14 protein-coding genes are annotated in these 12891 nt (G+C 68.5%); 12 read left to right on the top strand and 2 right to left on the bottom strand.

Annotation, left to right across the window (positions count from 1 at the left end; translation table 11 throughout):
* The first annotated feature begins 185 nt into the window (after positions 1-185).
* The 9 genes from fliL (at position 186) to BM060_RS02655 (ending at position 6578) form a co-directional block, all read left to right on the top strand.
* Positions 186-698, top strand: coding sequence for a flagellar basal body-associated protein FliL (fliL, locus tag BM060_RS02695; RefSeq protein ID WP_074977068.1), 513 nt, complete (start codon positions 186-188; stop codon positions 696-698).
* A 10-nt stretch (positions 699-708) separates the two neighbouring features.
* Positions 709-1680 (top strand): flagellar motor switch protein FliM, encoded by a 972-nt coding sequence (gene fliM / locus BM060_RS02690; RefSeq protein ID WP_009621629.1) that lies wholly within the window; start codon positions 709-711, stop codon positions 1678-1680.
* A gap of 25 nt (positions 1681-1705) precedes the next feature.
* Positions 1706-2173, top strand: a complete 468-nt coding sequence (fliN, locus tag BM060_RS02685) for a flagellar motor switch protein FliN (RefSeq protein WP_009621630.1) — start codon at positions 1706-1708, stop codon at positions 2171-2173.
* A 2-nt stretch (positions 2174-2175) separates the two neighbouring features.
* Positions 2176-2658: a flagellar biosynthetic protein FliO gene (gene fliO, locus BM060_RS02680; RefSeq protein ID WP_074977326.1), complete on the top strand. Its 483-nt coding sequence runs from the start codon at positions 2176-2178 to the stop codon at positions 2656-2658.
* A complete protein-coding gene (fliP, locus tag BM060_RS02675) occupies positions 2655-3434 on the top strand; it encodes a flagellar type III secretion system pore protein FliP (protein ID WP_074977066.1) in 780 nt (259 codons plus the stop codon). Before fliO ends, fliP begins: the two co-directional genes overlap by 4 nt.
* Positions 3435-3453: 19 nt before the next feature.
* Positions 3454-3723 carry a flagellar biosynthesis protein FliQ gene (fliQ, locus tag BM060_RS02670; protein ID WP_009621633.1) on the top strand — a complete coding sequence of 90 codons (270 nt, stop codon included), beginning with the start codon at positions 3454-3456 and terminating at the stop codon, positions 3721-3723.
* Entirely contained in the window at positions 3723-4499 is a 777-nt protein-coding gene (gene fliR, locus BM060_RS02665) for a flagellar biosynthetic protein FliR (protein WP_074977064.1), read from the top strand. Before fliQ ends, fliR begins: the two co-directional genes overlap by 1 nt.
* Positions 4499-5635, top strand: a complete 1137-nt coding sequence (gene flhB, locus BM060_RS02660) for a flagellar biosynthesis protein FlhB (RefSeq protein ID WP_074977062.1) — start codon at positions 4499-4501, stop codon at positions 5633-5635. The genes fliR and flhB overlap by 1 nt, the downstream gene beginning before the upstream one ends.
* A gap of 124 nt (positions 5636-5759) precedes the next feature.
* Positions 5760-6578 (top strand): hypothetical protein, encoded by an 819-nt coding sequence (locus tag BM060_RS02655; RefSeq protein ID WP_074977059.1) that lies wholly within the window; start codon positions 5760-5762, stop codon positions 6576-6578.
* Positions 6579-6581: 3 nt separating this feature from the next.
* Here the strand turns inward: BM060_RS02655 and BM060_RS02650 are convergent, their stop codons facing one another.
* The gene (locus BM060_RS02650; protein WP_074977057.1) at positions 6582-7841 is read right to left on the bottom strand and encodes an OprD family porin; all 1260 of its coding nucleotides are present in this window, start codon (positions 7839-7841) and stop codon (positions 6582-6584) included.
* Positions 7842-8191: 350 nt separating this feature from the next.
* On the opposite strand from BM060_RS02650, the gene BM060_RS02645 reads away from it, so the two are divergent.
* The 3 genes from BM060_RS02645 to BM060_RS02635 are packed head-to-tail and all read left to right on the top strand — an operon-like array spanning position 8192 to position 11091.
* On the top strand, positions 8192-9223 hold the full coding sequence (locus BM060_RS02645) for a TRAP transporter substrate-binding protein (RefSeq protein ID WP_009621642.1): 1032 nt from the start codon (positions 8192-8194) through the stop codon (positions 9221-9223).
* Positions 9224-9235: 12 nt separating this feature from the next.
* Complete coding sequence (locus tag BM060_RS02640) at positions 9236-9772, top strand: TRAP transporter small permease (RefSeq protein WP_061562323.1); 537 nt, start codon at positions 9236-9238, stop codon at positions 9770-9772.
* Positions 9769-11091, top strand: coding sequence for a TRAP transporter large permease (locus tag BM060_RS02635; RefSeq protein ID WP_074977054.1), 1323 nt, complete (start codon positions 9769-9771; stop codon positions 11089-11091). The genes BM060_RS02640 and BM060_RS02635 overlap by 4 nt, the downstream gene beginning before the upstream one ends.
* A gap of 177 nt (positions 11092-11268) precedes the next feature.
* Here BM060_RS02635 and BM060_RS02630 read toward each other — a convergent pair whose 3' ends face one another.
* Positions 11269-12765 carry an aldehyde dehydrogenase family protein gene (locus BM060_RS02630; protein ID WP_074977052.1) on the bottom strand — a complete coding sequence of 499 codons (1497 nt, stop codon included), beginning with the start codon at positions 12763-12765 and terminating at the stop codon, positions 11269-11271.
* Positions 12766-12891: the final 126 nt, after the last annotated feature.

Genomic DNA, 12891 nt, shown 5'->3' with positions numbered 1-12891 from the left:
GACCATGACGTAGGGCGTATAACCGTTCGCGGTTATACGCCGCTTCACGTGAATCCTGTACCGCCCCTCGCTCCGCTCATCGGCAGCCTGTAATATCCGCCGCGGCGGCCGGGCATGACCTGGCACAGCCCTTGCTCCTGTCCTTTCAGACAGGCAACGGACCGCGCAAGTGACGGATTTCTGGCATGGCTAAGAACGATCAGCAGACCACTCCACCCGCCGAGGGCGGCGCCGGCAAGGGCCGGCTCAAGCTCATCATCATCCTGGGCCTGGCCTTCCTGCTGGCGGTCGGGGCGTCGGTGGGCGGCACCTGGTTCTTCCTCAGCCGCGGCGCCAAGCCGGCCGAGGCGCCGGCCGCCGAGGCCGGCAGCGGCAAGAAACCGGCGCTCTACGAGATGCTGGCGCCGTCCTTCGTGGTCAACTTCAACCAGGGCGGACGGCAGCGCTACCTGCAGGTCGCCGTGGCCCTGATGGGCCGCGACCAGGCCCAGCTGGACGCCCTGCGCGAACAGATGCCGCTGGTGCGCAACCAGCTGGTGATGCTGTTCTCCAGCCAGAATTTCGACACCTTGACCACCCCGGTGGGCAAGGAGATGCTGCGACAGCAGGCGACCGCCAGCATCCAGGAACTGGCCAAGAAGGCCACCGGTCAGTTGACCGTGGAACAGGTGCTTTTCACCAATTTCGTACTCCAGTAGGTAAGCCGCCATGGCTGTGCAAGATCTGCTCTCCCAGGACGAAATCGACGCGCTGCTGCACGGCGTCGACGACGGCCTGGTGGAAACCGAAGTCGATTCCGACCCCACGGCGGTCAAGTCCTACGACCTGACCAGCCAGGACCGCATCGTCCGCGGTCGCATGCCGACCCTGGAGATGATCAACGAGCGCTTCGCCCGCTACACCCGCATCAGCATGTTCAACCTGCTGCGGCGTTCGGCCGACGTCGCCGTGGGCGGCGTGCAGGTGATGAAGTTCGGCGAGTACGTGCACTCGCTCTACGTGCCCACCAGCCTCAACTTGGTGAAGATGAAGCCGCTGCGCGGCACCGCGCTGTTCATCCTCGACGCCAAGCTGGTGTTCAAGCTGGTGGACAACTTCTTCGGCGGCGACGGCCGCCACGCCAAGATCGAGGGCCGCGAGTTCACCCCCACCGAGCTGCGGGTGGTGCGCATGGTCATCGAGCAGGCCTTCGTCGACCTGGCCGAGGCCTGGAGCGCGGTGCTGCCGATCACCTTCGAGTACGTCAACTCGGAAGTGAACCCGGCCATGGCCAACATCGTCAGCCCCAGCGAGGTGGTGGTGGTCTCCACCTTCCATATCGAGCTGGACGGCGGCGGCGGCGACCTGCACATCACCGTGCCCTACGCCATGATCGAGCCGATCCGCGAGATGCTCGACGCCGGCTTCCAGTCCGACGTCGACGACCAGGACGAGCGCTGGCAGAACGCCCTGCGCGAGGACATCCTCGACGTCAACGTGCCGGTGGACGCCACCGTGGTGCGCCGCCAGCTGCGCCTGCGCGACATCCTGCACATGCAGCCGGGCGACGTGATCCCGGTGGAGATGCCCGAATTCATGGTGATGCGCGCCAACGGCGTGCCTTCCTTCAAGGTCAAGCTGGGTTCGCACAAGGGCAACCTGGCCTTCCAGATTCTCGATCCGCTCGAGCGCCCGCGCTGAGCGCATCCCCCCAGAGGACCCGACAATGGCAGATGAAGACAAAGTGACCCCCGAGGAGCAGGCCCTGGCGGACGAATGGGCCGCGGCCCTGTCCGAGGCGGGCGACGCCAGCCAGGACGACATCGATGCGATGATGGCCGGCAACGCCGCGCCGGCCGCCCCGGTGGCGCCGCGCGCGCCCATGGAGGAGTTCGGCATGGCGCCGAGGGCGCCGACCATCGCTGGCCTGGAAGGGCCGAACCTGGACGTCATCCTCGACATCCCGGTGACCATCTCCATGGAGGTCGGCCACACCGACATCACCATCCGCAACCTGCTGCAGCTCAACCAGGGCTCGGTGATCGAGCTCGACCGCCTGGCCGGCGAGCCGCTGGACGTGCTGGTCAACGGCACCCTGATCGCCCACGGCGAGGTGGTGGTGGTGAACGAGAAGTTCGGCATCCGCCTGACCGACGTGATCAGCCCCAGCGAACGCATCAAGAAGCTGCGCTGATGATGGCCCGCCTGCTCGCGCTGTTCTGCGCCCTGCCGCTGGCGGGGCTGCTGCCCCTGGCCCAGGCCGCCGATGAGCCGGCCGCCGCGCCGGCGCCGGCCATCGTCCACGCCAGCGCCTCGCCGAGCCTGATCACCGGCAGCGCCGGGGCCCAGCTGCTGCAGCTGCTGTTCGGCCTGGTGCTGGTGGTGGCGCTGATCTTCCTGCTCGCCTGGCTGGTGCGCCGGGTGCAGCAGATCGGCCCGCGCGGCAACCAGGCGATCAAGCTGGTGGCCAGCCAGGCCCTGAGCCCGCGCGACCGCCTGCTGCTGGTGCAGGTGGGCGAGGAGCAGATTCTCCTCGGCCTGACCCCCGGGCGCATCACCCCGCTGCACGTGCTCAAGGAGCCGGTGCGCGGCGTCGAGGCCGGCGAGCAGCCGGCGCCGCCGGAATTCGCCCAGCGCCTGCTGGAGCTGCTGAACAAGGACAAGGGCCGCCCGCAATGAGCTTCCCCGCCTTCGCCCAGGCACTGCGCCGTTGCCTGCCGCTGCTGGCCGTGCTGCTGGCGCTGTTCGCGCCCCAGGCCTTCGCCGCCGACCCGCTGCAGGTCTCGGCGATCACCGTGACCACCAACCCGCAGGGCCAGCAGGAATACTCGGTCAGCCTGCAGATCCTGCTGATCATGACGGCGCTGAGCTTCATCCCGGCGTTCGTCATGCTGATGACCAGCTTCACCCGGATCATCATCGTCTTCGCCATCCTGCGCCAGGCGCTGGGCCTGCAGACCACGCCGTCGAACCAGATCCTCGTGGGCCTTGCGCTGTTCCTCACCCTGTTCGTCATGGCGCCGGTGTTCGACAAGGTCAACAGCACCGCGCTGCAGCCCTACCTGAACGAGCAGATCCAGGCCCCGGAGGCGCTGAGCCGCGCCGAGGTGCCGCTGAAATCGTTCATGCTGGCGCAGACGCGGCAGTCGGACCTGGACCTGTTCGTGCGCCTGTCCAAGCGCACCGACATCGCCAACGCCGACGCCACGCCGCTGACCATCCTGGTCCCGGCCTTCGTCACCTCGGAGCTGAAGACCGCGTTCCAGATCGGCTTCATGATCTTCATCCCGTTCCTGATCATCGACCTGGTGGTGGCCAGCGTGCTCATGGCGATGGGCATGATGATGCTGTCGCCGCTGATCATCTCGCTGCCGTTCAAGATCATGCTGTTCGTCCTGGTGGACGGCTGGGCGCTGATCATCGGCACCCTGGCCGGCAGCTTCGGCACCGTTTGACTAGAGAGGAGGGCGCGCCATGACCCCGGAAGTCGCCGTCGACCTGTTCCGCCAGGCACTCTGGCTGACCGCCATGATGGTCGCCATCCTGGTGCTGCCGAGCCTGCTGGTGGGCCTGGTGGTGGCCATGTTCCAGGCCGCCACGCAGATCAACGAGCAGACCCTGAGCTTCCTGCCGCGCCTGCTGGTGACCCTCGGCACCCTGATCGTCCTCGGCCCCTGGCTGGTGCGCGAGCTGATGGAGTACACCCAGGGCCTGATCACCAGCATCCCCACGCTGATCGGCTGATGCTGGAACTCACCAACGCGCAGATCGGCGCCTGGGTCGGCAGCTTCGTGCTGCCGCTGTTCCGCATCGCCGCGCTGCTGATGACCATGCCGATCTTCAGCAACCAGATGGTCCCGGCGCGGGTGCGCCTGTACCTGTCGCTGGCCATCGCCGTGGTGCTGGTGCCGACGTTGCCGCCGATGCCCCAGGTCGACGCCCTGAACCTGCGCGCCATGCTGCTGGTGGGCGAGCAGGTGCTGATCGGCGCCATGCTCGGCTTCACCCTGCAGCTGTTCTTCCACGTCTTCGTGGTCGCCGGGCAGCTGCTGTCGATGCAGATGGGCCTGGGCTTCGCCTCCACCGTGGACCCGGCCAACGGCATCTCGGTGCCGGTGATGGGGCAGTTCTTCAGCCTGCTGGTGACCCTGCTGTTCCTGGCCATGAACGGCCACCTGGTGGTGCTGGAGGTGATCGCCGAGAGCTTCGTCACCCTGCCGGTGGGCCAGGGCCTGTCGGGCGAGCACCTGTACACCGTGGCCGGCAAGCTCGGCTGGGTGCTCGGCGGCGGCCTGCTGATCGCCCTTCCGGCGGTCACCGCGCTGCTGGTGGTGAACCTCGCCTTCGGCGCCATGACCCGCGCCGCGCCGCAACTGAACATCTTCTCCATCGGCTTCCCGCTGACCCTGGTGATGGGCTTCGTCATCGTCTGGATCGGCACCGCCGAAATCCTCTCGCAGTACCAGGACCTCGTCCGCGAGGCCCTGGCGCTGCTGCGTGAACTGGTGGGAGCGCGCTGATGGCGGAAAGCGAGAGCGGCCAGGACAAGACAGAGGAACCCACGGAGAAACGTCGCCGCGAGGCCCGCAAGAAAGGCCAGCTGCCGCGTTCCCGCGAGCTCAACACTCTCTCCGTGCTGATGGCCGGGGCCGGCGCGCTGCTGGTCTACGGCGCGCACCTGGCCGAGGTGCTGATGGGGGTGATGCGCAACAGCTTCGAGATGTCCCGCGAGACGGCGATGCGCAGCGAGAGCATGCTGCAACTGCTGGGCACCGCCGCGCGCGGGGCCGCCGAGGGGCTCTGGCCGATCCTGCTGGTGCTGCTCTGCGCCGCCCTGCTCGGGCCCATCTCCCTGGGCGGCTGGCTGTTCTCCGGCGAGGCCCTGGCACCCAAGTTCAGCCGCATGAACCCGCTGGAAGGGATCAAGCGGATGTTTTCCGCCAAGTCGGTGCTGGAGCTGTTCAAGGCGCTGATCAAGTTCGTCGTGGTGCTGGCGGTGGCGGTGCTGGTGCTGCGCTCGGACAAGGAGGCGCTGTTGGCGCTGCTGCACCAGCCGCTGCAGACGGCCATCGTGGAAAGCGTCAAGGTGGTGGGCTGGAGCGCCTTCTGGATGGCCTGCAGCCTGCTGCTGATCGCCGCCGTGGACGTGCCCTACCAGCTCTGGGACAACCGCCAGAAGCTGCTGATGACCAAGCAGGAAGTGCGCGACGAGTACAAGGACTCCGAGGGCAAGCCCGAGGTCAAGGCCAAGGTCCGCCGACTGCAGCGCGAGATGGCGCAGCGGCGCATGATGCAGGCGGTGCCCGATGCCGACGTGGTGATCACCAACCCGACGCACTTCGCCGTGGCCCTGAAGTACGACGCCGCGGCCGGCGGCGCGCCGCGCCTGCTGGCCAAGGGCAACGACTTCCTCGCCCTGAAGATCCGCGAGGTGGCCCAGGAGCACAAGGTCACGGTGCTGGAGTCGCCGGCCCTGGCCCGTGCGGTCTACTACTCCACCGAGCTGGACCAGGAGATTCCCGCCGGCCTCTACCTGGCGGTGGCCCAGGTGCTGGCCTACGTCTACCAGCTCAGGCAGTTCCGCGCCGGCAAGGGCAAGCGCCCCGGGCCGATGCCCGACGTGCCCATCCCACCGGACCTGCGCCGCGACGAGTGAGACACCGCGTTCGTCGCCCGCCATTGACGGCTGCCGCTGGCGGCCTTCACTTTCACTTGAGGGCCGGTGGCGCGTGCCGTGGTACGACCTGAACGGAGTCGGACCACAACACGGGACTGCTGCCATGGCCAAGGTACTGCTGACCGCCGCGCTGCGCGGCGAATACGAACAACTCTTCAACAGCTGCCAGATCCGCCCGGCGCGTGCCGCCGAGGTGGAGGCGCTGGTCGAACGCATCGAGGACAACCAGCCGCGCTACGCCGAGGTCGGCAAGGCCCTGGGCATCCCCTGGGGCTTCATCGGCGTGGTGCACTGCATGGAAAGCGGCCTGCGCTTCGACCGCCACCTGCACAACGGCGACCCGCTGACGGCGCGCACCGTGCAGGTGCCGGCGGGGCGGCCGAAGGAGGGCAAGCCGCCGTTCACCTGGGAGGAAAGCGCCGAGGACGCCCTGCGCCTGAAGCGCCTGGGCGCGGCCACCGACTGGAGCCTGGCTGGCACCCTCTACCAGCTGGAGGCCTACAACGGCTTCGGCTACCGGCTGTACCACCCCCACGTGCTCTCGCCCTACCTGTGGAGCTATTGCAACCACTACCAGAGCGGCAAGTACGTGCAGGACGGCACCTGGTCCGATAGCGCCCAGTCCAAGCAGTGCGGCGCCGCGGTGTTGCTGCGGCGCATGGCCGAGCGCGGCCTGCTGGAGTTCGTCGACCAGCCGAAGCCGAGCGCCGCCCAGCCGCTGCTGGTGAACTACTCCATGAGCCTGTCCGAGGACGCGGCCGAGGTGCGCCGGGTGGAGGAACTGCAGACCTGGCTGAACAGCTTCCCGGGCGTCTTCGTCAAGATCGACGGGGTGCCCGGCAAGCGCACTTCCGAGGCCTGGCGCCTGGTCACCGGCGCCTACCTGCCGGGAGATCCGCGCGCGCGGCGGGCGGCCGCCTGAGGCTCACCAGATGGGGATGCTGTAGTTGGCGATCAGGCGGTTCTCGTCCATGTCCGCGCCATGGCTGCTGCGCGCGGTCACGTTGCGCCAGCGCAGCGACAGCCCCTTCAGCGGCCCGTCCTGCAGGGTGTAGGCCAGGTCGGTGTCGCGCTCGTACTCGTGGCCGTCCTCCAGGCCCGCGCCACGGCGGATGTCGTCGCCGCGGGTGTAGCGGGTCATGAAGCTCAGGCCGGGAACGCCGAGGGAGGCGAAGTCGTAGTCGTAGCGCAGCTGCCAGGACTTCTCCCCCGGCTGGGTGAAGGTCTGGATGGTCATCAGGTTGTGCGAGTAGGGCGGGGTATAGCCGTTGAGGGTGGGGAAGCCGTCGTCGCCGATCATCTTCTGGTAGGCCACGCCGATGGCATGGGCGCCGGCGCGCAGGGTGAACATCATGCTCAGGTTGCGGTTGTCCACCGGGCCGGAGATGGCCTTGCCGTCGTCGTCGCTGTCGAAGTAGCGCAGGTCGCTGCGCAGCGACAGGCCCTCGGCCAGCGGCAGGGTGTGCACCAGGCCGTAGTAGTGCTGCTGGTAGATGTCCTTGAGCTGGCCGTAGAAGTAGCTGGCGGTCAGGTTCGGGGTGAAGGCGTAGCTGGCGCCGGCGAGGTTGAACTCGTCGCTGGCGAAGGCCTTGCTGCGGCCCATGATGTACATGTCGTCGTTGCCCGCCGACTCGCGGGTGCGCGACTTCCACAGCTGGCCGGCGGTGAGCGTCAGCTTGTCGATCTCGTTGGAGGTCAGCAGGGCGCCGTCGAAGGTCTGCGGCATCAGGCGCACGTCGTCGCGGAACACCACCGGCAGCTGCGGCTCCAGCAGGCCGATGTTCAGCTGCGTCTTCGAATAGCGCAGCTTGGCGGTCAGCCCGGCGTGGCTGTAGTCGTCCACCGGCTCGCGGGAGTTCGGCCCGAAGGGCAGGGTGCCGTCGCCGCTGCGCCCGCGCCCGGAATCGAGCTTGACGCCGAGCAGCCCGGTGGCGTCCAGGCCGAAGCCGATGGGGCCATCGGTGAAGCCCGACTGCAGGCGCAGGACGAAGGCCTGGGACCAGTTGCCGGCCTGGGATTGCGCGGCGTTGTCCTGGCGGTAGTCGCGCAGCTGGTAGAAGTTGCGCAGGTCCAGGCGGCCGCTGCTGTCGTCGATGAAATCGGCCTGGGCGGCCAGCGGCAGCAGGCCGGTGGCCAACAGGCCGAGGCGGAACGGAATGCGCTTCTGAATGTGTGTGGCGGACATGCTCTTCCCCTTGTTGTTCTTGTTCTTCGCTCCTCGGCGGGAGCGAGCGGGGAGAGGTTGTACCACATAATTAATTTGTTAACGATATGCCGGAGCAACCCGGAACTTTCCTCCCGCGGATCGGCTGTTTTCCGTGGAGCGCGCGCCGTTGCCTGCTTGAGAAAGCCTTCAGTCCGGTGCCCATAGGCCTTTCAGGGGCGTCTCATAACATTTTGTCACATTTGCCCGGATGGCAATCCGCCGCCTGATTCGCCGGACGTATTGTTAAAATATTAACTATGTGCCTGAATCTAGCCCCCGGGCGCCGCCAGGTGTCCACCCGACGATAAGAACAACACCGAGGTAACGGCATGAAGAAATCCTCCTTCCTGGCCCTGCTGCTCGCCTGTGGCAGCCTGGCCCCGGCCGTGGCGGCCGAACGCGTGACGCTGAAGATCGCGCACTTCCTCCCGGCCAGCTCCAATGCCCAGCAGCACGTCATCCAGCCCTGGTGCGACACCCTGGCCCGCGAGTCGGAGCAGCGCATCCAGTGCCAGATCTACCCCTCCATGCAGCTCGGCGGCACCCCGGGGCAACTGCCGGACCAGGTGCGCAACGGCGTGGTGGACATCGTCTGGACCGCCCCCGGCTACTCGCCCGGGCGCTTCCCGCGCAGCGAGGCGGTGGAGCTGCCGTTCATGCTGCCGGCCAACGGCGTGCAGGCGTCGAAGATCATCTGGCAGTTCTACCAGCAGGCCCTGCAGGAGGATTACAAGGGCTACCGCGTGCTGGCCCTGCACAGCGACGGCGGCATGCAGCTGCACACCACCGGCAAGGCCGTGCGCAGCCTGGAAGACTTCAAGGGCCTGAAGCTGCGCGCCTCCTCGCGCATGAGCGCACGCCTGGCCACCGGCCTGGGCGCGGCGCCGGTGAGCATGCCGGCGGCGCAGCTCACCGAGTCGCTGTCCAAGGGCGTGATCGACGGCGCCCTGGCCAGCTGGGAGCTGATCCCGGCGCTGAAGCTAGACGAGGTGACGCAGCACCATACCGACGTGCCGGAAGGCCGCCCGACCTTCTCCATCACCCTGCTGGGCATGCTGATGAACCCGCGCAGCTACGAGCGCATGCCCGACGATCTCAAGGCGATCCTCGACCGCAACAGCGGCGACGCCCTGGTGCAGCGCTTCGGCGAAGCCTGGGAGAACGAACTGGCGCGGGCCCGCGACATGGTCGCCAGGGACAGCGTGGCCAGCTTCGAGCCGGCGGCCTACCAGAGCCTGCGCGAGGCCGGCGACAAGGTCACCGCCGAGTGGGTGGCCGACGCCGAGGGCAAGGGCCTGGCGGGCGGGCAACTGGCCGACCGGCTGCGCGAGCTGTCCCGGGCCGCCGGCGTCGAGCTGTAAGGGGTGGCCGCGATGAGCGAGATGCTGTCCCTCGAAGGCGCCGTGCCGGCCCGCGGCAAGGGCCTGCCGGTGCGCCTGCTGGAATCCGTGGCGCAGGGCTTCGCCTATGCCGGCGGCGCCCTGCTGCTGGCCCTGGTGGGCATGTCCCTGGTGTCCATCGTCGGCCGCAAGCTGTGGTCGACGCCGGTCACCGGCGACATGGAGCTGCTGGAAATGGGCGCGGCGGTGGCCATCGCCGCCTTCCTGCCGCTGTGCGAGATGCGCAACAGCCACATCCGCGTGGAGATGTTCTCCAACTGGATGCCCCTGGCCGTGCGCCGCGGGCTCGATGCCGTGGCGCACCTGCTGTTCGCCGCGGTCGCCGCGGTGCTGGCCTGGCGCACCGGCCTGCAGGTGCTGGAGGCCCACGCCCACGAGGACAGCAGCACCCTGCTGGCGGTGCCGCACTGGATCCCCCTGGCGCTGGTGGTGCCGAGCCTGGCGCTGCTGTGCCTGTGCGCCCTGTGCCGCAGCCTGCTGGCGCTGCTGGAAGAAGGAGCCGGACGATGAGCGGAATGGCCCTGGGCCTGTGGATGTTCGCCGGCCTGCTGGCGATGCTGGTGCTGCGCGTGCAGGTCGGCGTGGCGATGTTCCTGGCCGGCGCGCTGTGCTTCCTGGTGATCAACCAGGGCGACCTCGACGCCTTGCTCTATACCCTCAACAACCTCGCCTACGCGCGCCTGTCCAACTACGACCTGGCGGTGATCCCGCTGTTCGTGCTGATGGGCCAGTTCGCCACCCACGGCGGCCTGTCGAAGGCGCTGTTCCGCTGCGCCTCGGCCTTCATCGGCCACTGGCGCGGGGGCCTGGCGCTGTCGGCGGTGGGCGCCTGCGCCGGCTTCGGGGCGATCTGCGGCTCGTCCCTGGCCACCGCGGCGACCATGGGCCAGGTGGCCCTGCCGGAGCTGGCGCGGCACAAGTACTCCGGGCGCCTGGCCACGGCCTCGGTGGCGGCCGGCGGCACCCTGGGCATCCTCATCCCGCCGTCGGTGCCGCTGATCATCTATGCGGTGCTGACCCAGGAATCCATCGCCAAGCTGTTCGTCGCCGCCATGCTGCCGGCGCTGGTCGCGGTGATCGGCTACATGTTGGTGATCCGCATCCAGGTCGCCCGTGATCCCAATGCCTGCCAGCCGGCGCCCAAGGCCAGCGGCCGCGAAAGGCTGGCGGCCTTCGTGCAGATCCTGCCGATCCTGGCGATCTTCCTGGTGGTGATCGTCGGCATCTACGGCGGCTGGGCCAACCCCACCGAGGCGGCTTCCATCGGCGCCGCGGCCTGCGGCCTGCTGGCGGCGCTGCGCGGCGGCATGCGCTGGGACGGCCTGGGCAAGAGCCTGACCGGCACCGCCGAGGCCAGCGCAATGATCTTCCTGGTGCTGCTGGGCGCCGACCTGCTCAACTCCGGCCTGGCGCTGACGCAGATGCCGGTGGAACTGGCCACCTGGGTCCGCGACAGCGGCCTGGCGCCGTTGCTGGTGCTGGCGGTGATCCTGCTGATCTACCTGCTGCTGGGCTGCGTGATGGACTCGCTGGCGATGATCCTGCTGACCATCCCGATCTTCTACCCGATGATCATGGGCCTGGAGTTCTTCGACCTGACGGCGGGGGAGAAGTCCATCTGGTTCGGCATCCTGGCGTTGATGGTGGTGGAGATCGGCCTGATCCACCCGCCATTGGGGATGAACCTGTTCATCGTCAACAAGCTGGCGAAGGACGTGCCCTACATGGAAACCGCCAGGGGCGTGCTGCCGTTCCTCGCCTCCGACCTGCTGCGCATCGTGCTGCTGGTGCTGGTGCCGGGGTTGTCGCTGTGGTTGTTGAGTTTCTGAGCCGAGCGTTCGTCCCGAACCTGTAGGAGCGGGCCCTGCCCGCGATATCGCGCGCAGGGCGCGCTCCTACGTGGGGGGGTGTGGGCGGGGATCTCATCCGCGAATCGCGCCGGTGGTTCCGGTTATCGCGGACGGAGTCCGCGATTGGGCTCACCGGCAAACTCCCCAACCCTCACCTCAATACGCAATACAAACCGACTTCCCCTCCGTGAACCCCTCGATCGCCGCCCGTCCGAACTCCCGTCCCAGCCCCGACTGCTTGTAGCCGCCGAACGGCAGGTTGGGGTCCACCGGCACGTGGTTGTTGACCCACACCGTGCCCGCCTCGATCCGTGGGATCAGGTCCATCACCCGGCCCAGGTCGTTGCTCCAGATGCTCGCCGCCAGGCCGTAGGGGTTGTCGTTGATCTGCGCCACGGCGGCGTCGAGGTCGTCGTAGCTCAGCACCGAGAGCACCGGGCCGAAGATTTCCTCGCGGGCGCAGGCCATGCCGGCGTTCACCCCGGCCAGCACCGTCGGTTCGACATAGTAGCCGGGCAGGTCCGGGCGGCCTCCACCGCAGATGAAGCGCGCGCCCTGTTCCCGGGCCAGGGCCAGGTGGCGCAGCACGCTGTCCTGCTGGCGGCGCGAGACCAGCGGGTTGACCTGGGCCTGTGGGTCGAGGCCCGGGCCGATGCTCAGCTTGCCCACCTGTTCGCCCAGGCGCTCGACGAACTCGGCGTGGCGGCTGGCGTGGACGAACAGCCGCGAGGCCGCCGCGCAGACCTGGCCCTGGTTCAGCAGGCCGCCGCCGATGGCGCCGGCGATGGCCTTGTCCAGGTCGGCGTCGGGCAGCACCAGCATGGGGTTCTTGCCGCCCAGTTCGAGGGTGAAGCGCGTCATGTTCTGCAGGGCCGCGCCGCCCACCAGCTTGCCCACCGCGGTGGAGCCGGTGAAGGACACCTTGTTCAGCAGCGGGTGCGCCACCAGCGCCGCGCCGGCCTCGGTGCCGCCGAGCAGGACGTTGAAGACGCCGGCGGGGATGCCCGCCTCGATGGCCAGCTCGGCCACGCGCAGGGCGGTCAGCGGCGTCTCGTCGGCCGGCTTGATGACGATGGCGCAGCCGCAGGCCAGGGCCGGCATGACCTTCCACAGGGCGATCATCAGCGGGAAGTTCCACGGCACTATGCCGGCCACCACGCCCACCGGTTCGCGGCGGGTGTAGGCGGAAAAGCGCGCGCCGGCCGGCATCGGGATGGACACGTCCAGCGTCTGCCCCTCGATCTTGGTGGCCCAGCCGGCCATGTAGCGCATGTAGCCGAGGGAGGCGCCGACCTCGATGGCGCGGGCGATGTGGATCGACTTGCCCTGTTCCAGGCTTTCCAGCTGCGCCAGTTCCTCGGTGTGGCGCTCCACCAGCTCGGCGAAGCGCAGCAGCAGGCGTTCCCGCTCGCTCGGCGCCAGGCCGCTCCAGATGCCGGAACGGAAGGCGCGGTGGGCCGACTGCACGCAGGCGTCGACCTGCTCGAGGTCGGCCAGGCGCACTTCGGCCAGGGGGCTGTCGTCGGCGGGGTTGCGCAGGGTGCGGCGGGCGTCGCCGTGCGGCGCGCATTGTTCGCCGTCGATGAAGGAAGCGTGGGGGCGGGCGAGGTAGGCCTGCACCTCCGGGAGGATCGGAATCAGCGGGCTGGACATGGGCAACTCCTGGGCTGCGATGGTCGATGGCCCAGGCTAGCCGCGGCGCGCGCCGGCGGCTTGTCCGAGCCTGCCAGTCGGGCATGACCCTCACTGCCGCCCTGGCAGCCATGGACAAGTCCGCCG

The sequence above is a fragment of the Pseudomonas citronellolis genome, from assembly GCF_900112375.1.
In the GTDB taxonomy this organism is placed as follows: Bacteria; Pseudomonadota; Gammaproteobacteria; order Pseudomonadales; family Pseudomonadaceae; genus Pseudomonas; species Pseudomonas citronellolis.
Note: the sequence above shows the minus strand (reverse complement) of the source record. Positions and strands in the feature narration are given on the sequence as shown.